Consider the following 18,659-nt stretch of genomic DNA (forward strand, 5'->3'; position numbering starts at 1 on the left):
GAACGGGATCCTTCGTACGTTTGGGGCATGAGTCACAGACCTCGAACCCGGACGGTGCTGAGCTGCGGCCTTCTGCTCGTGCCCCTCGCGGTGAGCACCACCGCGTGCGGGGGCTCGTCGTCGGAACCGCTCTCGGCCAATCCCTACGACGCGTCCGACCAGATATCGGCGAACATCCCGGCGGACGGCAGGCACAAGGCGGACCCGGACAAGCCGCTTGAGGTCTCCCTCAACGGCGACGACTCACGGATCACGGATGTGACCGCCACCGACGCGGCCGGCCGCCACGTCCGCGGCGAACTGAGCGCCGACGGCCGGCACTGGCGCACCACCGTGCCGCTGGCCGCCGGCACCCGCTACACGGTGCAGGTCAGCACCGAGGAGGAGGACGGCACCCCCGGCAGCAAGACCCTGGTGGTCGACACCAAGGACGCGGACGACCGGCTGACCGTCAAGTTCGGCCCGGAGAGCGGTGTCTACGGCGTGGGCCAGCCGATCACCGCCGAGCTCAGCAAGCCGGTGAACGACCCGAAGGCCCGGGCCGTCGTCGAGAGCGCGCTGAAGGTCGACTCCTCGCCCCGTGTGGAGGGCGCCTGGCACTGGGTGGACGGCAAGAAGCTGCACTTCCGCCCCAAGGACTACTGGCCCGCGCACGCCACCGTCGCCGTCCACAGCAACCTCGACGGCCTGAAGATCGCCGGCGGGCTCTACGGCGGCCCGGCCAAGCCGGTCCGGCTCACCACCGGCGACCGGCTGGAGGCCGTCACCGACGCCGCCGCGCACCGGATGACCGTGCTGCGCAACGGCAAGACGATCAACACCATCCCGGTCACCACCGGCAAACCCGGCTTCTCCACCCGCAACGGCGTCAAGGTCGTGCTCGGCAAGGAGAGCTTCGTACGGATGCGCAGCTCCACCGTCGGCATCGCCGCGGGGAGTTCGGACGCCTACGACCTGCCCGTCTACTGGGCGACCCGGGTCACCTGGAGCGGCGAGTACGTGCACGCCGCCCCCTGGTCGGTCGGCTCCCAGGGCGCCGCCAACGTCAGTCACGGCTGCACCGGCATGTCGACGGGCAACGCCCAGTGGTTCTTCAACACCGTGCGGGTCGGCGACATCGTCAAGGTGGTCAACAGCGGCGGCGCCACCATGACGCCGTTCGACAACGGCTTCGGCGACTGGAACATGCCCTGGAAGGACTGGCGCGCCGGCAGCGCGCTCAGCAACAAGGCCCCCACGACCACCGGCGCGGCCGAGCAGGAGCAGAACCCCGCCGCCGACGCCCGGCTGCGCCCCCAGGTCTGAGGACCGCTCAGCGCCCCCGTGAGGGCCCAGGCCCTAGGCCGGCACCGTGTCCTGGGCGAGCGCCCGGCGGCGCAGCAGCCCGGCGAGCGCCTCCGCGAACGCCACCGGGTCCAGCGGATGGGTCACCGCGGCGTCCGCGCGGCTCCAGGTGGCCAGCCAGGCGTCCTGCGGGCGGCCGATCAGCAGCAGCACCGGCGGGCACCGGAAGACCTCGTCCTTGATCTGCCGGCAGACGCCCATACCTCCCGCCGGCGCGGTCTCGCCGTCCAGCACACACACATCGATCCCGCCCTGCTCCAGGGCCTCCAGGACGGCCGGGGCGGTGGCGCACTCCAGGATCTCGATCTGCGGGGCGTCGGGGGCCGGGCGGCGTCCGGCCGCCAGCCGGACCTGCTCGCGGGTGTTGGCGTTGTCGCTGTAGACCAGCACCGTGGCAGTCGCCTGCATCGTTCCTCCACCTTTGTCGCGGGACGTTCGTAGCGGCACGGTTCCCGGATCAAACCGTTGCGCGATGCTACTCCCGGACGGGGCCCCGGCAGGAGAGGCCGTACGGCCCCCGGATGCGGCCGACGCCCCGTCAGGACCGGCCTTCCCAGGGGCCGCGGGCGGCACCTGGGTGTGCGCGTCCCCCCATCGGGCGACCGTCGTCACCGCCCGGACGAGCAGGGCATATGGCCTTGACACACCGAACGGCACCCCCCGGAGTGAGGGCGGGATAAGCGACCGACATAATGTCGGTCGTGGCGACAGCAACGACAGTAGAAACCGGGCACGCGCACCCGTCGGTCAATCGGCCGAACCTCACCAGCGTCGGAACCATCATCTGGCTGAGTTCCGAGCTGATGTTCTTCGCGGCCCTCTTCGCGATGTACTTCACCCTTCGATCCGTGACCGGAGAGGCTTATTGGAAGGAATCGGCCGATGCGCTGAACCTTCCGTTCTCCGCGACCAACACCACGATCCTGGTGCTCAGCTCCCTGACGTGTCAGCTCGGCGTTTTCGCCGCCGAGCGCGGCGATGTCAAGAAGCTCCGCGCGTGGTTCGTGGTCACCTTCATCATGGGTGCGATCTTCATCGGCGGTCAGATCTTCGAGTACACCGAGCTGGTCAAGGACGAGGGCCTCTCGCTCAAGTCCGGCCCCTACGGCTCGGTGTTCTACCTGACCACCGGTTTCCACGGACTGCACGTGACGGGCGGCCTGATCGCCTTCCTGCTGGTCCTGGGCAGGACGTACGCGGCCAAGAGGTTCACCCACACGCAGGCCACCGCGGCCATCGTCGTGTCCTACTACTGGCACTTCGTCGATGTCGTCTGGATCGGCCTCTTCGCCACGATCTACCTGATTCGGTAACAGGTCCGACCGGAATCGGACCGGAACCGCATATCGGACAGACATAGCCAAAGCATCGACGCAGAAGATCCTGACACCGGGGTAATCCGTGAAAAAGCTCTCCGCACGACGGCGCCATCCGCTGGCGGCGCTCGTCGTCCTACTCTTCGCGCTGGCGGTCACTGGGGGGCTGTACGCCGCGTTCGCGCCGGCGGACAAGGCTCAAGCCGATGACACCGCCCAGTCTCTTGCCATCAAGGAGGGCAAGAAGCTCTTCGCCGTGGGCTGCGCAAGCTGCCACGGCACCGGCGGTCAGGGCACCTCCGACGGCCCGAGCCTGGTCGGCGTGGGCGCCGCCGCCGTCGACTTCCAGGTGGGCACCGGCCGTATGCCGGCCCAGCAGCCCGGCGCCCAGGTGCCGCGGAAGCGGAACATCTACAACAACGCCCAGATCGACCAGCTCGCGGCCTACGTCGCGTCGCTGGGCGCGGGCCCGTCCGTGCCCGACAAGTCGCAGTACAGCGCGGACGGCGCCGACGTCGCCAAGGGCGGCGAGCTGTTCCGCACCAACTGCGCCCAGTGCCACAACTTCACCGGTAAGGGCGGCGCCCTCACCAACGGCAAGTACGCACCGACGCTTGAGGGCGTGAACCCGAAGCACATCTACGAGGCCATGCAGACCGGCCCGCAGAACATGCCCTCCTTCGGTGACGGCACGCTGAGCCCGCAGAACAAGAAGGACATCGTCGCGTACCTCGGTGCCGTCAACGGCGACAAGACCGCGAGCCCCGGCGGTATGGAACTCGGTGGTCTGGGCCCGGTGACCGAAGGTCTCTTCGGTTACATCTTCGGCCTGGGTGCGTGTGTCGCGGTCGCCATCTGGGTCGCAGCCCGGACTACGAAGGCCAAGAAGTCATGAGTGAGACAGAAGAAAACCTTCCCAGTGAGCGGGAGACGGCTCACGAGGGCGCGGTGGGGAAGGCGGACAACCCCTTCGCCGACCCCGGGCTGCCGCCCCACGAGCACCGCATCCAGGACATCGACGAGCGGGCCGCCAAGCGCTCCGAGCGCACCGTCGCCCTGCTCTTCCTGGTCTCCATGCTCGCCACCGTCGCGTTCATCGCGTCGTACGTGGCCATTCCGATCGACAAGATCGTCTACGTCTTTCCGCTGGGCCACATCAGCGGCCTGAACTTCGCGCTCGGTCTGACGCTGGGCGTGGCGCTCTTCTGCATCGGCGCCGGCGCGGTCCACTGGGCCCGCACGCTGATGTCGGACGAGGAGGTCGCCGACGAGCGGCACCCGATCGAGGCCACCCCCGAGGTCAAGGCCAAGGTCCTGGCGGACTTCGCGCAGGGCGCCAAGGAGTCGCAGTTCGGCCGGCGGAAGCTGATCCGCAACACGATGTTCGGCGCGCTGGCCCTGGTGCCGCTCTCCGGCGTCGTCCTGCTGCGCGACCTCGGCCCGCTGCCCGAGAAGAAGCTGCGGACCACCGGCTGGAAGAAGGGCGTCCGCCTGGTCAACCAGTCGACGAACCTCCCGCTGCGTCCCGAGGACATCGCGGTCGGCTCCCTCACGTTCGCCAAGCCCGAGGGCCTGGAGGAGAGCGACGAGGACTTCGCCAACAAGATCGCCAAGGACGCCCTGATGCTCGTGCGGATCCAGCCGCAGAACATCAAGGACAAGCAGGAACTCGCCTGGTCGCACGAGGGCATCGTGGCCTACTCGAAGATCTGCACCCACGTGGGTTGCCCGATCAGCCTGTACGAGCAGCAGACGCACCACGTGCTCTGCCCCTGCCACCAGTCGACCTTCGACCTTTCCGACGGCGGTCGGGTCATCTTCGGTCCGGCCGGACACGCCCTGCCGCAGCTGCACATCACGGTGAAGGACGGCTACCTCGAGGCCGTCAGCGACTTCGCGGAGCCCGTCGGCCCGAGCTTCTGGGAGCGCGGATGAGTAACGAGACAACCGCGACCACTGCGCGCCGTGGCCAGGCGCCACGGGGTGAGCGGATCGCCGACTGGGCCGACGGCCGGCTGGGCATCTACAGCCTGGCCAAGGCCAACATGCGCAAGATCTTCCCGGACCACTGGTCCTTCATGCTGGGCGAGGTCGCGCTCTACAGCTTCGTCATCATCATCCTGACCGGTGTCTACCTGACGCTGTTCTTCCACCCGAGCATGGCCGAGGTCACCTACCACGGGTCCTACGTGCCGATGCACGGGATCAAGATGACCCAGGCGTTCGAGTCGACGCTGAACATCAGCTTCGACGTGCGCGGCGGTCTGCTGATCCGGCAGATCCACCACTGGGCGGCGCTGGTCTTCCTGGCCGCGATGATGGTCCACATGATGCGGGTGTTCTTCACCGGCGCGTTCCGCAAGCCGCGTGAGGTCAACTGGCTCTTCGGCTTCCTGCTGTTCGTCCTGGGCATGTTCACCGGCTTCACCGGCTACTCGCTCCCGGACGACCTGCTCTCCGGCACCGGCGTCCGCTTCATCGAGGGCGTCATCCTGGCGATGCCGCTGGTCGGCTCGTACCTGCAGATGTTCATCTTCGGCGGCGAGTTCCCCGGTCACGACATCATCCCGCGGTTCTTCACGGTCCACGTGCTGCTGCTGCCGGGCATCATGCTGGGCCTGCTGGTGGCGCACCTGATCCTGGTCTTCTACCACAAGCACACGCAGTTCCCGGGTGCCGGCAAGACCAACAACAACGTGGTCGGCATGCCGCTGCTGCCGGTCTACATGGCCAAGGCCGGAGGCTTCTTCTTCCTGGTCTTCGGTGTGATCTCGGTGATCGCCGCGGTCGCCAGCATCAACCCCGTGTGGGCCATCGGCCCGTACCGTCCCGACCAGGTGTCCACCGGTGCGCAGCCCGACTGGTACATGGGCTTCGCCGAGGGCCTGGTGCGTGTCATGCCGGGCTGGGAGTGGAACTTCTGGGGCCACACCGTCAACTTCGGCGTGCTGATCCCGATCCTGGTCTTCCCGCTGGTCCTGGTCGCCATCGCGGTCTACCCGTTCATCGAGTCCTGGGTCCGCGGCGACAAGCGCGAGCACCACATCCTGGACCGCCCGCGCAACGTGCCCAACCGCACCGGCTTCGGTGTGGCCTGGCTCGTCGCCTACTTCGTGATGCTGATCGGTGGCGGCAACGACCTGTGGGCCACCCACTTCCACCTGTCGATCAACTCGATCACCTGGTTCGTCCGGATCGCGTTCTTCGTCGGGCCGGTGCTGGCCTTCGTCGTCACCAAGCGGATCTGCCTGGGTCTCCAGCGCCGCGACAAGGACAAGGTGCTGCACGGACGCGAGTCCGGCATCATCAAGCGCCTGCCGCACGGTGAGTTCATCGAGGTCCACGAGCCGCTCAACCAGGAGCAGCTGCACGTCCTCACCCAGCACGAGCAGCCCGAGCCGTTCGAGCTCGGTCCCGAGGTCGACGAGAACGGTGTCCGGCGCAAGTTCAAGCGCTCGCAGAAGCTGCGCGCCAAGCTCTCCAAGAGCTACTACGGCGAGGACAACGTCATCCCCAAGCCGACCGTCGAGGAGTACAAGGAGATCACCAGCGGCCACGGCCACCACTGATCCCCGCGGGCGCGGCGACGCGCACCGCTGGTAGTACGCCACCCAGAGGGCCCCGTCCACGAAGAGGACGGGGCCCTCCGGCATGCCCGGGGGTCGATAGGGTGACGACACAGGCAGGAGACGAACCAGGAGCGTGCACCATGAACGTCGTGACCCCGGCAGGCGGCGGCAACGTGGCGGACCGCTCCTGGCCGGCCGTACTCAACGCCCTCCTCGACGGCCGTGACCTCACCGCCGACGACACCGCCTGGGTCATGGACCGCATCATGCGCGGCGAGGCCACCGACGCGCAGATCGCCGGCTTCGCGGTCGCGCTGCGCGCCAAGGGCGAGACGGTCGCGGAGATCTCCGGCCTGGTCCGCACGATGTACGCGCACGCCACCCTCATCGACGTCCCCGGCCCCAGCGTCGACATCGTCGGCACCGGCGGCGACGGCGCGAACACCGTCAACATCTCCACCATGTCGGCCATCGTGGTCGCCGGCACCGGCGCCAAGGTCGTCAAGCACGGCAGCCGCGCCGCGTCCTCGGCCAGCGGCGCCACGGACGTCCTGGAGAAGCTGGGCATCAACCTGGACCTGTCGCCGCGGCGGGTGGTGGAGGTCGCGGCGGAGGCCGGCATCACCTTCTGCTTCGCCGCCAAGTTCCACCCCGCGCTGCGGCACGTGGCGGCCGCCCGCGGCCAGCTGGGCATCCGGACGACCTTCAACGTCCTGGGCCCGCTGACCAACCCGGCCCGGGTCCGCGCCCAGGCCACCGGCGTCGCCGACGCCCGGATGGCCCCGATCCTCGCCGGCGTCCTCGCCGAACGCGGCTCCTCGGCGCTCGTCTTCCGCGGCGACGACGGCCTGGACGAGCTGACCACCACCGCCACCTCCAGGGTGTGGATCGTCCGCGACGGTACGGTCCATGAGGAGCCCTTCGACCCGCGGGACATCGGCATCGGCCTGGTCCCGGTGGCGGCGCTGCGCGGCGGCGACGCGTCGTACAACGCGGAGGTGGCCCGGCGGCTGCTGGACGGCGAGACCGGCCCGGTACGGGAGGCGGTGCTGCTGAACGCGGCCGCCGCGCTGGCCGCGCTGGAGCCCTCCGCCGCCCCGCTGACCGACCGGATCAGGGACGGCCTGCGCAAGGCCGCCGAGGCGATCGACTCGGGCGCGGCCCGGCGGACGCTGGACCGCTGGGTGGCGGCCAGCAACGCCTGAGGGACGCCGGCGGACGTGACGTACGCCCCGGTCCGGGATATGGACCGGGGCTTGCGTGTCCTTGATCGTGTGGCATGATTCAGCCCAGGTCACGAGTGACAGCGACACAGGCCCCGGCCCGCTGTCCGGCAACCCTCCTTCCGTGGCGGGGTGCCCCGGGTGATGACCAGGCCGCAGGCAGCGAGGTCTGCGGCAAGCGCGGATCCCTCGCCAGGGATCCTGGTCCTCGAGGGAGTTCCCCCGTGATGAAGCGAATGCGGTAGGGCCTGACGGCCCGTTCCCCACACCTCTCCTCTCTTCCCCTTTCACACCTTTCTTTCCCTTTCACGCTGCGACGCCGCGTCCGCCGTGCGTTGACGTTTTCGGATGCCGTACCGGAGAGATCCGTCGCAGCGAACTCGCTTACTTCTCACGGGAGTTCGCCATGTCTGTCTCCACTGCTGCCGCCGACCGCTCCGTCTGTGCCCCGCTGCCGGTTCTGGGCCGGGACGTCCTCGTCCCCCTGGTGACCGGCGGCGAGGCCGTCTACGCCGCGCTGGACTACGCCGCCAGCGCCCCCGCCCTCCAGCGCGTCTGGGACGACGTCGCCGCCTACGCCCCGTATTACGGCAGCGTCCACCGCGGCGCCGGCTACCTCTCCCAGCTCTCCACCGACCTCTTCGAGAACGCCCGCCGGACCGTCGCCGACTTCCTCGGCTGCCGCGCCGACGACCAGGTGGTGTTCACTCGCTCCACCACCGACTCGCTGAACCTGCTGGCCGCCGCGCTCCCGCAGGGCACCCGGGTGTTCGTCTTCGAGACCGAGCACCACGCCTCGCTGCTGCCCTGGGAGCACCGCGCGGATCTGACGGTGACCTACCTCGACGCCCCGCGCACCCCGCGGCAGGCGGTCGACACCCTGGAGAAGGCGCTGTCCGCCCGCGAGCCCTACGGGCCGGCGCTGGTCTGCGTCACCGGCGCCTCCAACGTCACCGGCGAACTGTGGCCGGTGCGCGAACTGGCCGCCGCGGCCCACGCCCACGGCGCCCGGATCGTCCTCGACGCCGCCCAGCTCGCCCCGCACCACCCCGTGGACCTCGCGGACCTGGACGCCGACTGGGTCGCCTTCTCCGGCCACAAGCTGTACGCGCCGTTCGGCGCCGGGGTGTTGGCCGGCCGCGCCGACTGGCTCCGGGCGGCCGAGCCGTACCTGGCCGGCGGCGGCGCCAGCCGGAAGGTCGCCCGGCGGACCGACGGCGGGGTGGACGTCGAGTGGCACGAGAGCGCCGCGCGGCACGAAGCGGGATCGCCCAACGTCATCGGCGCCTACGCCATCGCCTCGGCCTGCAAGGCGCTCACGGAGGCCGGTTGGGACACCCTGGTCGCCCGTGAGCGGGAGCTGATCGCCCGGGTCCGGACGGGCCTGGCCGACGTTCCGCAGGTCCGGATCCTCTCCCTCTTCGGCGACGACGCCCCGCGCGTCGGCGTCCTCTCCTTCGTCGTCGAGGGCTGGAACAGCTCGCACTTCGCCGCCGCGCTCTCCGCGGAGTACGGCATCGGCGTCCGCGACGGCCTGTTCTGCGCCCACCCGCTCGTCCGGACGCTGCTGGGCTCCGCCCCCCAGACCCAGGGCGAATGCGGCGCCCCGGAGGCCGCGCCGGGGGAGCGGTCCCTCAACGCGATCCGCGTTTCCTTCGGCGCCGGCACGCCCGACGAGCATGTTGACCGCTTCCTGCGTGCGGTCGGGGAGCTCGTTGCGGAGGGCGCCCGCTGGAACTACCGGGTCGAGGACGGGCGTTGCGTTCCTGCGTAGCCGGCGTTCCGCCGGGGTTTGCCGCTTGCCTGTTGCGCCTGCGGCGCATTGCGGGTCCGCTGCGCGGGGCTGTTCGACCGCGGTGCCGGGCCTCCGGGGCAGGGGGTGTGTCCGGACTGCTGTCGCTTTACGTCCGGACACACCCCCTGCCCCTCCGACCCGTCCCCTCCCGTTGAGGGTCAGATGACAGGCCGGTTGCGGCTCATGCCCGGTGGGCTAGTGCAGGCCCCGGACTGATGGGTGACCGGCAATTCTCGACTGATGAGCGACCCGCACGGACCACTCACGCACGCCCCCACTCACCGTTTCCATGACCACCCACGGGAGGTGACGGGCCTCCGGGGCAGGGGTGTGCCGGACGTAAAGCGACAGCAGTCCGGCACACCCCTGCCCCGGAGGCCCGGCACCGCACCCAAAAGCCCCGCGCAGCGGACAACAAGCAAGCGCCGCCAGGCGCAAAAAGGCGAACCCCTACGGCGGGAAAGCCGACTACGTGGGAAGCAAGGTCAAGCGCAGCGTTACGCGTCGAGACCGATGGAAAACGCGGCCTCAAGGTCATGTTGCGAATACGTGCGGAACGCAATATGCGTCTCCGTCGACGCGACGCCGGGCACCTTGCTGATGCGGCCGGGGATGACGTCGGCGAGGTCGTCGTGGTTGGCGACCCGCACCATCGCGATGAGGTCATACGCGCCGGTGACGGAGTAGACCTCGCTGACGCCGTTCAGAGCGGCGATCCGCTCGGCGATCTCGGGGATCTGATCCACGCTGGTCTTGATCAGCACGATCGACGTGATCACGGCTGGCTCTCTCCCTCGGCCGACGGTCCGTTGTCCCTGGTGGCACCCACAGTATCCCGCCGTCCGTAGCGGGCCCACGCGTAGAGGAAGCCCAGGGCGAAGCCGACGACGTGGGCGAGGTAGGCGACGCCGGGGCCGGCCGGGTCGTGGTCGGCTGCCTGCCACTGGAGGCAGAACCAGAACGGCAGGACGAGCCAGGCCGGGAACCGCAGCGGCAGGAAGAACAGGAACGGGAAGAGGCTGGTGACCCGGGCCCGCGGAAAGAGGAAGAGGAAGGCGCCGAGGACGCCGGAGACGGCACCGGAGGCGCCGACCAGCGTCTGCGCCGAGGAGGCGTGTGCGGCCGCGTAGCCCAGCAGCGCCAGGTAGCCGGCGGTCAGGTAGAAGACGGTGAACGGGAGCCGGCCCATCCGGGTTTCGAGCATGCCGCCGAAAACGTACAGAAACAGCACGTTGCCGAGCAGATGCAGCCAGTTGGCGTGCACGAACAGCGCGGTGAGCGGGGTGAGCAGGGCCCGCGGCGAGCCGCTCCACACATCGAGCGGAATCACACCCCAGCGCGCGAAGTACCCGTTCTGGGCGTGGACCAGGGCGTCACCGGTGCCGTACGCCCGGTTCAGGCCGGAGACCGGGCCGAGCACGAAGAGCGCGCAGCACAGGCCGATCAGCACGTTGGTCATCCGGGAGAACACCGCGCGCAGCGAGCGGACGGGGTGGACGGGCGCCGTCATGAAGTGATCATGGCGTAATGCGGGCACACGGGACAGACCGCCTCGCCGGGTCCCGGCTTCCGGGCGGGCCCGCACCGGCCCGCCGTCAGGCCGTAGGGTTGCAAGCAGTACGTTGCGTATTTCCGCAGTCCGACGGCGCACCGCGTGAGCCGCATCGCAGCACGAGCACGAAAGAGGACGACACGATGGCTGTTCCCCTGCCGACGGCGGAAACCCGGTGGCGTTGCACGCTCTGCGGGAACCTCACCCGGTTCGACGTGACCCGTCGGTCCAAGGTCGTGGAGTACGTCCACCTCGACCTCGCCGGGGAGCCGCGGGTGGAGGAGCGCGAGGTCGTCAGCGAGACGATCGAGTCCGTGCGCTGCCGCTGGTGCAACGCGGTCGACCAGATCGAGCTGGTGGACCGTCCGGGCGCGAGCGCCTGAGATCGGAGCGATGCAGCCGTGGTGGAACGTCCAGAAGGGGCTCCGGGGGCCGAGTGTGCGGACGCGCCCGGAGGGGTGGCCGACGAGGTGCTCGACCAGCCGCTGCCCGAGGGCGTACGGCGCCGTGTCGTGGCGCTCACCGCGGAGTGGTTCGGGGCGCTGACGGTCGCCGAACTGCCGCCCCCCTTGCGGCAGTACGCCCGGTTCACCCCGAGTCGTCGGGCCAAGTTCGCCGGCAACGCGATGGCCGCGGCGCTGGAGAGCGACCCGGTCTTCCGGCAGCGGATCGCCGGCAAGCTCCGGGAGGCCCAGCCGGAGCTCGCCGACGCCCTGGAACAGGGGACCCCGCCCGCCGCCGCCGACCCGCTGGACGTCGCGGCCGCGGCGTATGTGCTGCGTCCCGAGGGCTGGGTCAAGCTGGTCGCGGCGGCCGGCGAGGAGGCGCAGCGGGCGCGCGCCGAGCGGGCCGGCGAGGAGGCCGAGCGGGAGCTGGCCCGGCTGCGCGAGGAGCTGGCGCGGGCGCGCGGCGAGGCCCGTACGGAGGCGGACCGGGTCCGGACGGACCTGGAGGCGGCCCGCAAGGAGAACGAGTCGTTGCAGCGCCGGCTGCGCAGCGCGCTCAGCGACGTCAAGCGCGGTGAGGCGGCGGCCCGCAAGGCCGAGGCCGCGCTGGCCGAGGCGCGGGAGCGGGCGGCGACGGAGAAGACCGCGGCCGACAGCGAACTGCGCCGCCTCAAGGCCCGGATCGCGGAGGCGGAGGCGGCCCTGGAGGCCAGCCGGCGGTCCGCCCGCGAGGGCCGCAGCGTCGAGGACATGCGGCTGCGGCTGCTGCTCGACACGGTGCTGGACGCGGCCCAGGGGCTGCGCCGCGAGCTGGCGCTGCCGCCCGCCGCGGGCCGCCCGGCGGACACCGTCGACGCGGTCGCGCCGGGCCGTATGACGCCCAGGGACATCGCCGCCCGGGCGCTGTCGGAGACCGATCCGGCGCTGCTGGACCAACTCCTGGCGCTGCCCCAGGCACACCTGGTGGTGGATGGCTACAACGTCACCAAGACCGGCTATCCGACGATGCCGCTGGAGAAGCAGCGGCTGCGGCTGCTGGGCGGCCTGGCGGTGCTGGCGGCGCAGACCGGTGCGGAGATGACCTGTGTCTTCGACGGGGCGGAGCTGGCCGCGCCGGTGCTGCTGGCGCCACCGCGCGGGGTGCGGGTGCTGTTCAGCAAACCGGGCGTGACGGCGGACGAGTTGATCCGCCAGCTGGTCCGGGCCGAGCCGGCCGGCCGGCCCGTGGTGGTGGTCTCCTCGGACCGCGAGGTGGCCGACGGGGTCGCCAAGGCGGGGGCCCGGCCGGTCGCATCGGCCCTGCTGCTCAAGCGACTTGCCCGAACCTGACATATCCCCTGTTGCCCGGAATGGTGCCGGGGGGATGTGCCCGCGCGCCGTACCGGAGCGTCAAATGGCGCTCACGGGCCGTGTGATGTTGGTAAAAGATGGGGCTCCCGATACACATTTTCCCCGGGAGGATTTGAAGCGATCACAACTCGGTTACTAAGGTCGGGCCTCGAACCTTCATACAGGTGATTATCCAACCGGGATGGTCAGTGAAGGTACCGCCGAGTCCGCGGCGTTCGCGCGGAGCCGGGGCCATGCTCCCCCCACTCCCGGTAGGCGGCTGGAGGAAGAAGGAGCTCGCCCCCGTGGCGTCCCACCGTCGACCCAAACAGCCGAGCCGTACTCGTGTGACCGTGCTCACCGCGACCGCCGCCGCGGCCGTCGCCCTCTCGTCCCAGGCGGCGTTCGCCGAGCCGACCCCGTCGAAGAAGGACGTCAAGTCCGAGGTCGACAAGCTCTACAACGACGCGGAGCAGGCCACCGAGAAGTACAACGGCGTCAAGGAGCAGCAGGACAAGCTCCAGAAAGAGGTCGACGACCTCCAGGACAAGGTCGCCCGCGGCCAGGGCGAGCTGAACCAGCTGCGCAAGGGCCTGGGCGCCATCGCCTCCGGCCAGTACCGCAGCGGCAGCATCGACCCCTCGGTCCAGCTGTTCCTCTCCGGCGACCCGGACACCTACCTCGAAAAGGCCGCCACCCTCGACCAGTTGAGCGGCAAGCAGGCCGAGCAGCTCAGGACGATCGCGGACAAACAGCGCCAGCTCGCCCAGGAGCGCGCCGAGGCCGCGAGCAAGATCCAGGACCTCTCCGAGACCCGCAAGTCGCTCGGCGACAAGAAGGACGAGATCAAGGGCAAGCTCGCCAAGGCGCAGGAGCTGCTCAACACGCTGACCGCCAAGGAGCGGGCGGCCATGGAGGGCGCGAACGACCGCGCCAACCGCGGCAACGACCGGGTCGACCTCGGCAACGACGTGCCCGCCTCGCAGCGCGGTGCGGCCGCCCTGGCCGCCGCCCAGTCGAAGATAGGGTCCCCCTACGTCTGGGGCGCGACCGGCCCGTCCTCCTTCGACTGCTCGGGCCTGACGTCCTGGGCGTACGCGCAGGCCGGCCAGTCGCTGCCGCGCACCTCGCAGGAGCAGGCCAACGCCGGCACCCGGATCGGCTCCCAGAGCGCCCTCAAGCCCGGCGATCTGGTGCTCTTCTACGGCGACCTGCACCACATCGGCCTCTACGCCGGCAACGGCACCGTGCTGCACGCCCCGAAGCCGGGCGCCGCGGTCCGCTACGAATCGATCAACAACATGCCGTTCCAGTTCGGCGTGCGGGTCTGAAAAGACTCACAAAACCCGCAACCCTCCGCCCGATCGGGCGAATTGCGGCCTGTGCCGCTGACCTTCCGCTCCGCCGGTGACCTGCGAAGTCACCGGCGGAGCGGCTTTTCGTGCAGGCGAAGCGGTCTTTGGCCGGTGTGCCGGGACGCGGTTACTGTCTGCCCTCGCAGCTGCCGGATCACCGACCGTCCCGCCCGGGCGGCAGGGGCTGCACACGGAAGGAGTTGCGGCCCTCGTGGTGTCCCATCGCCGTACCTCGCAGCGCGGTCAGACCACCCTCGCCTCGGTCACCGTCCTGTCCGCCGCCCTGGCGACCGCGGCCGCCGCCCTGTCGGCTCAGCCCGCCAGCGCGGACCCCTCGGAGCATCCGTCGGCCGGCCGGGAGGGCGCCGCCGCACAGATCGGCAAGCTCTACGAGGAGGCCGAGCGGGCCACCGAGAAGTACAACGGCGCCACCGCCCGCACCGACGCGCTGCGTGACGAGGTGTCGGCCCTCCAGGACGGCGCCGCCCGCACCCTGGCGCGGGTCAACCGCATGCGGGCCCGGCTCGGCGCGCTGGCCGCCGCCCAGTACCGCTCCGGCGGGATCGACCCCACCGTCCGGCTGCTGCTCTCCGAACGGCCCGAGAGCTACCTGGAGAAGGCGTCCGCGCTGGACCGGCTCAACGGCACCGAGGCCCGCGAGCTGCACCGGCTACGGGCCGCCATCCGGCAGCTGGAGCAGCAGCGCCACGAGGCGGCCGGGAAGCTGGCCGTGCTGGAGGCCGGCCGCGCCGAGGTGGCCCGCCACAAGAAGGACGTCCAGCGGAAGCTGGCCGGCGCGCGGCGGCTGCTCGACTCCCTGCCCGCACCGGCCCGGGCGGCCTACGACCGGGCCACCCGCAGCGACGGCCAGGACGAGTTCATCCCGGACCTCACCGGGATCGTGCCGGGCACGGACCGGGCCGCGGCGGCGGTCGCCGCGGTGCGCGCCGCGGTCGGCTCCCCGTACGCCTGGGGCAGCGCCGGTCCCGGGGCGTTCGACTGCTCCGGTCTCACCCAATGGGCCTACGGCAAGGCCGGTGTCTCGCTGCCGCGCACCTCGCAGGCCCAGCGCGGCGCCGGAGCACGCATCCCGCTGTCCGAGGCCCGCCCCGGCGACCTGGTCATCTACCGCTCGGACGCCAGCCATGTCGGGATGTACGTCGGCAACGGACAGGTCGTGCACGCGCCCTACCCGGGCGCCCGGGTGCGCTACGACCCGGTCGGCATGATGCCGATCCAGGCGATCACCCGGCCCTGAGCCGTTCCCGGCCGCGCCCCCTGCGGTGTTGCCCCGGCCGGGCCGCCCTTACGATCGGCCGCATGCCGGACCAGAGGGCGCGACACCAGGGGCCGTGGCGGGCCGCGCGGGCGGCCGGCTGCGCGGCACCGCTGCTGGCGCTGCTCGTCCAGCTCACCGGCTGCGCCCCCGCGGACGGGCCCACCGACCAGTACCCCGGCGCCCAGCGGATGCTCGACGCGCGGGCCGACGCCGTCCGGCGGCACGACGCCGCGGCCTTCCTGGCCTCCGTCGATCCCCGGGCCACCGCCTTCCGCGGCCGGCAGCGCGCGGTCTTCGACCACCTCGCCGCCGTCCCGCTCGCCGACTGGCGCTATGACCTGGTGTCCACCGGCGCCTTCCGGCTGCCGCTCGGCGACGGGAAGCGGCTGGCCGCGCAGGTGCGGCTGCGCTACCGCCTCAAGGGCTTCGACACCGCGCCGGTCACCAGCGTCCAGTACCTCACCCTCACCGAGCGCGGCGGCCGCTGGCTGGTCAGCTCCGACTCCGACGGCGCGGGCGACCAGGGCGCCGCCCAGTAGGGCCCGGTCCTCACCCGGTCAGCCGTCCTGGGCGGGGCGCGGACCGCTGCGCGCTGGGTCCAGGGTGGACGCGGCGGTGCCCGCGGTCTCCGCGGCCTGGAAGGGGACCTGGGCGCGGAAGGTGGTGGTGGAGGCGCCGGACAGCGTCGAGCGGATGGCGCAGCTGATGGGCGGTGACGATCCGTCCGGGTACGCCGGGATCGCGGCGGTCACCACCGGCGAGGCGGGCGCGTCGGCCGCGGCCCCCGCGGACCGGGTGATCGTCAACCCGGACGCGTACGAGGAACTCAACGACCTGGGCCGCTCGGTGGTCCTCACCCACGAGACCACCCATGTCGCCACCCGCGGGCTCACCACGTCCGCCACCCCGCTGTGGCTCTCCGAGGGGTTCGCGGACTGGGTCGCCTATCGGGAGGTGCACCGCCGGCCCGCCGTCACCGCGCCGGAGCTCTCCCGGGCGGTCGCGGCCGGACGGGAGCCGGCGAGCCTGCCGGGCGACGCCGACTTCGGCTTCCGAGCCGGCGCGGAACGGCTGGCCAAGGCGTACGAGGGCGGCTGGCTGGCCTGCCGGCTGATCGCCGGGAAGTGGGGCGAGGACCGGCTGATCGCCTTCTACCGGGACACCGGGCGGCGCGGGCTCCGCGACGCGGCGGCCGGTCCGGCGACGGCGCCCATGGAGGCCCGGACGGCCGTGCCGACGGCCCCGGCCCGCCCGGCCGCCCCCGCGGTGGGCCACGGCCCCAGGAGTCACCGCAGCGGCCTGGTGGAGCGCGCCATGCGCGAGCAACTCGGCGTCGGGCTGGCGGAGTTCACCGCGATGTGGCGCGCTTATGTGCGCCGCGAACTGGGCTGAGGGGGCGGACTCACTCGTCCAGGTCCCGTCGTCAGACCCGCGTCGTCCGCGCGGCAGGCGGGAGTTCGGCGGCAGGGCCGGGCAGTCCGGGCGGTCGCGCGCTCCGGCCGGGGGCGGTGGCGGTCCGCAGCCGGCGGCAGGCGAGCAGGGACGCGGCCACCAGCAGGCCGTTGCGCAGCACCAGCAGGGCGATGCCCCGGGTGTCGCCGGCCACCACGTCGGCGAAGCCGACCGGGAACTCCAGCAGGGTCAGCCCGGCGGCCGGCAGCACCAGCGCGGCCGGCAGGGCCTGCCGGCTCGCCCGTACGGTCAGACAGACCGCGGCCAGTCCGACCAGCCACAGCAGGTACTGCGGGCTGATCACCCGGCTGGTGGTGGTGCAGAGGAGGACGGCGGTGAAGGCGGCGTCGCAGAGCACCGAGGGTTCGCCGCGCGTCCCGGCGGCGCGCAGCCGCCAGTGGACCAGCCAGGCCAGCGCGGCGCCGGTCAGCACCAGCGAGAGGGCGCTGACGAGCGGCACGCCGGGGCCGAGGAACTCCAGCGAGCCGTAGTGGAGTTGCACCTCGCCGGGCCAGCCGGCGTGCCGGGCGAGGTGCAGGACCAGCCCGCCCAGCGACTCGACCTCCGTGCCGCGGTCGCGCTGGAAGGTGAGGAAGGCCAGGGCGCCCGGCGCCGCGACGACCGCGGTCAGCGTCAGCCCGGCGGCCCAGCCGGCGGCGCTCCGCCACAGGGCGCGGGCCCGGCGGCCGCGCAGCGGCGCCCCGGCCAGCAGCAGCACCGGCCAGACCTTCAGCAGGGCGCCGCAGGCGACCAGCGCGCCCGCGGTGCGCGGCCGGCGGGCCGCCGCGAACAGCGCCGCCGCGGCCACCGCCGCCACCAGCAGGTCGTAGCGCGCGTAGGCGGTCGGGCCGAGCAGGGCGACGCCGGCGATCCATGCCCAGGCCCCGGCCCGGCGGTGCCCCGGCGTGCCGCCGGCCCGCAGGAAGAGCGCCAGCGCGGCCGCGTCCACGGCCAGCACCAGCACGAAGAACGCGGTGGGGTAGGAGAGGAACGGCAGCAGGCCGGGGGCCAGGACGGGCAGCGCGGCGGCCGGCGGGTACTGCCAGGTGACGTCGTTCAGGGGGAAGGTCCCGGAGCGCAGGACCTCGGCCCAGCCCCGGTAGATCACCGAGACGTCGGTGGTGACGTCCGGGCCGGGCAGCACCAGCACCCGCAGGACGCACAGCAGGAGCAGCGCCCGGGTCGCGGCCCAGGCGGTCCAGGCGGCGACCGCGGAACCGGCGGTCCGGGCGGCCCGGGCGGACGTGCCGGGCGGGGCGGACCGGGTGGGCGGGCCCGTCGGGTCCGCCCCGCTGTCGGTGCTGGTCATCGTCACGAAGACCTTCCACCCGGACTCGGGCGGCGACGCGGTACGGGCCCGGCTCGGGCTCGCCGGCCGGCCGGTGGTGGTCTGCGTCTCCCGGCTCGTCCCGCGCAAGGGCCAGGACACCCTCGTCGAGGCGCTGCCGGCGGTCCGCGCCGCGGTGCCGGACGCGGTGCTGCTGATCGTCGGCGGCGGCCCGCACGAGGCGCGGCTGCACCGGCTGGCCCTGGAGAAGGGCGTCGCCGACGCGGTCCGCTTCACCGGTGCCGTCCCGTGGGAGGAGCTGCCCGCCCACTACGGCGCGGGCGACGTCTTCGCGATGCCCTGCCGCACCCGCCGCGGCGGGCTGGACGTCGAGGGGCTGGGCATCGTCTACCTGGAGGCGTCGGCCACCGGACTCCCGGTCGTCGCGGGCGATTCGGGCGGTGCTCCGGACGCGGTGCTGGACGGCGAGACCGGCTGGGTGGTCCCCGGCGGCTCCCCGGAGGCCGTCGCCGACCGCCTCGTCACGCTTCTGAAGGACGCTGACCTGCGCCGCAGGATGGGCGAGCGGGGCCGTGCCTGGGTGGAGGAGAAGTGGCGCTGGGACCTGCTCGCGGAGCGGCTGCGGGAGCTGCTGTAGGTTCCCCGTGCCCGGTGAGGGGCGCGGGGAACTGCGCGAGCGACCACGGACGGCCGACAGGCGCGCGACCGCAC

The 18,659-nt window shown here is 71.9% G+C and carries 17 protein-coding genes, 1 pseudogene and 1 riboswitch; of the genes and pseudogenes, 14 read left to right on the forward strand and 4 right to left on the reverse strand.

Features of this window, described 5'->3' with window-relative positions; genetic code table 11:
* The first annotated feature begins 27 nt into the window (after positions 1-27).
* Positions 28-1,305: an Ig-like domain-containing protein gene (locus tag ACRAS8_RS25980; RefSeq protein WP_438488414.1), complete on the forward strand. Its 1,278-nt coding sequence runs from the start codon at positions 28-30 to the stop codon at positions 1,303-1,305.
* Positions 1,306-1,338: 33 nt separating this feature from the next.
* Here ACRAS8_RS25980 and ACRAS8_RS25985 read toward each other — a convergent pair whose 3' ends face one another.
* Positions 1,339-1,752 (reverse strand): hypothetical protein, encoded by a 414-nt coding sequence (locus ACRAS8_RS25985; RefSeq protein ID WP_438488415.1) that lies wholly within the window; start codon positions 1,750-1,752, stop codon positions 1,339-1,341.
* A 284-nt stretch (positions 1,753-2,036) separates the two neighbouring features.
* Here ACRAS8_RS25985 and ctaE point away from each other — a divergent pair, with 284 nt between their 5' ends.
* From ctaE to ACRAS8_RS26015, 6 genes are all read left to right on the forward strand, one after another.
* Positions 2,037-2,657, forward strand: coding sequence for an aa3-type cytochrome oxidase subunit III (gene ctaE, locus ACRAS8_RS25990; protein WP_438488416.1), 621 nt, complete (start codon positions 2,037-2,039; stop codon positions 2,655-2,657).
* A gap of 88 nt (positions 2,658-2,745) precedes the next feature.
* On the forward strand, positions 2,746-3,555 hold the full coding sequence (gene qcrC / locus ACRAS8_RS25995) for a cytochrome bc1 complex diheme cytochrome c subunit (RefSeq protein WP_438488417.1): 810 nt from the start codon (positions 2,746-2,748) through the stop codon (positions 3,553-3,555).
* Positions 3,552-4,595 carry a cytochrome bc1 complex Rieske iron-sulfur subunit gene (gene qcrA / locus ACRAS8_RS26000; protein WP_438488418.1) on the forward strand — a complete coding sequence of 348 codons (1,044 nt, stop codon included), beginning with the start codon at positions 3,552-3,554 and terminating at the stop codon, positions 4,593-4,595. The genes qcrC and qcrA overlap by 4 nt, the downstream gene beginning before the upstream one ends.
* Positions 4,592-6,229: a cytochrome bc1 complex cytochrome b subunit gene (gene qcrB, locus ACRAS8_RS26005; protein ID WP_438488419.1), complete on the forward strand. Its 1,638-nt coding sequence runs from the start codon at positions 4,592-4,594 to the stop codon at positions 6,227-6,229. The genes qcrA and qcrB overlap by 4 nt, the downstream gene beginning before the upstream one ends.
* A 140-nt stretch (positions 6,230-6,369) precedes the next feature.
* Positions 6,370-7,434, forward strand: coding sequence for an anthranilate phosphoribosyltransferase (trpD, locus tag ACRAS8_RS26010; protein ID WP_438488420.1), 1,065 nt, complete (start codon positions 6,370-6,372; stop codon positions 7,432-7,434).
* Between the two features lie 87 nt (positions 7,435-7,521).
* A riboswitch (SAM riboswitch) is annotated at positions 7,522-7,639 on the forward strand.
* Between the two features lie 219 nt (positions 7,640-7,858).
* The gene (locus ACRAS8_RS26015; protein WP_438488421.1) at positions 7,859-9,226 is read left to right on the forward strand and encodes an aminotransferase class V-fold PLP-dependent enzyme; all 1,368 of its coding nucleotides are present in this window, start codon (positions 7,859-7,861) and stop codon (positions 9,224-9,226) included.
* A gap of 518 nt (positions 9,227-9,744) precedes the next feature.
* Here the strand turns inward: ACRAS8_RS26015 and ACRAS8_RS26020 are convergent.
* Both ACRAS8_RS26020 and ACRAS8_RS26025 read right to left on the reverse strand, forming a co-directional pair.
* Positions 9,745-10,026 (reverse strand): Lrp/AsnC family transcriptional regulator, encoded by a 282-nt coding sequence (locus ACRAS8_RS26020; protein ID WP_438488422.1) that lies wholly within the window; start codon positions 10,024-10,026, stop codon positions 9,745-9,747.
* The gene (locus ACRAS8_RS26025) at positions 10,023-10,757 is read right to left on the reverse strand and encodes a rhomboid family intramembrane serine protease (protein WP_438488423.1); all 735 of its coding nucleotides are present in this window, start codon (positions 10,755-10,757) and stop codon (positions 10,023-10,025) included. The genes ACRAS8_RS26020 and ACRAS8_RS26025 overlap by 4 nt, the downstream gene beginning before the upstream one ends.
* 185 nt (positions 10,758-10,942) lie before the next feature.
* Between ACRAS8_RS26025 and ACRAS8_RS26030 the strand changes: the two genes are divergently transcribed.
* The 6 genes from ACRAS8_RS26030 (at position 10,943) to ACRAS8_RS26055 (ending at position 16,600) form a co-directional block, all read left to right on the forward strand.
* Entirely contained in the window at positions 10,943-11,182 is a 240-nt protein-coding gene (locus ACRAS8_RS26030) for a hypothetical protein (RefSeq protein WP_438488424.1), read from the forward strand.
* A 75-nt stretch (positions 11,183-11,257) separates the two neighbouring features.
* Positions 11,258-12,574 (forward strand): NYN domain-containing protein, encoded by a 1,317-nt coding sequence (locus ACRAS8_RS26035; RefSeq protein ID WP_438488425.1) that lies wholly within the window; start codon positions 11,258-11,260, stop codon positions 12,572-12,574.
* 305 nt (positions 12,575-12,879) lie between these two features.
* On the forward strand, positions 12,880-13,905 hold the full coding sequence (locus tag ACRAS8_RS26040; protein WP_438488426.1) for an NlpC/P60 family protein: 1,026 nt from the start codon (positions 12,880-12,882) through the stop codon (positions 13,903-13,905).
* Between the two features lie 235 nt (positions 13,906-14,140).
* Positions 14,141-15,187: an NlpC/P60 family protein gene (locus ACRAS8_RS26045; protein WP_438488427.1), complete on the forward strand. Its 1,047-nt coding sequence runs from the start codon at positions 14,141-14,143 to the stop codon at positions 15,185-15,187.
* Between the two features lie 62 nt (positions 15,188-15,249).
* Positions 15,250-15,747, forward strand: coding sequence for a hypothetical protein (locus ACRAS8_RS26050; RefSeq protein ID WP_438488428.1), 498 nt, complete (start codon positions 15,250-15,252; stop codon positions 15,745-15,747).
* Positions 15,748-15,823: 76 nt separating this feature from the next.
* The gene (locus tag ACRAS8_RS26055; RefSeq protein WP_438488429.1) at positions 15,824-16,600 is read left to right on the forward strand and encodes a hypothetical protein; all 777 of its coding nucleotides are present in this window, start codon (positions 15,824-15,826) and stop codon (positions 16,598-16,600) included.
* A 31-nt stretch (positions 16,601-16,631) separates the two neighbouring features.
* Here ACRAS8_RS26055 and ACRAS8_RS26060 read toward each other — a convergent pair whose 3' ends face one another.
* Positions 16,632-17,969, reverse strand: a complete 1,338-nt coding sequence (locus ACRAS8_RS26060; RefSeq protein ID WP_438488430.1) for a glycosyltransferase 87 family protein — start codon at positions 17,967-17,969, stop codon at positions 16,632-16,634.
* Between ACRAS8_RS26060 and ACRAS8_RS26065 the strand changes: the two are divergent.
* A pseudogene (locus tag ACRAS8_RS26065) lies at positions 17,863-18,585 on the forward strand (glycosyltransferase); the annotation flags it as partial. The gene ACRAS8_RS26060 and the pseudogene ACRAS8_RS26065 sit on opposite strands and share 107 nt — an antisense overlap.
* Between the last annotated feature and the right edge of the window lie 74 nt (positions 18,586-18,659).

It is taken from the genome of Streptomyces sp. S186 (assembly GCF_051603415.1).
GTDB lineage: Bacteria > Actinomycetota > Actinomycetes > Streptomycetales > Streptomycetaceae > Streptomyces.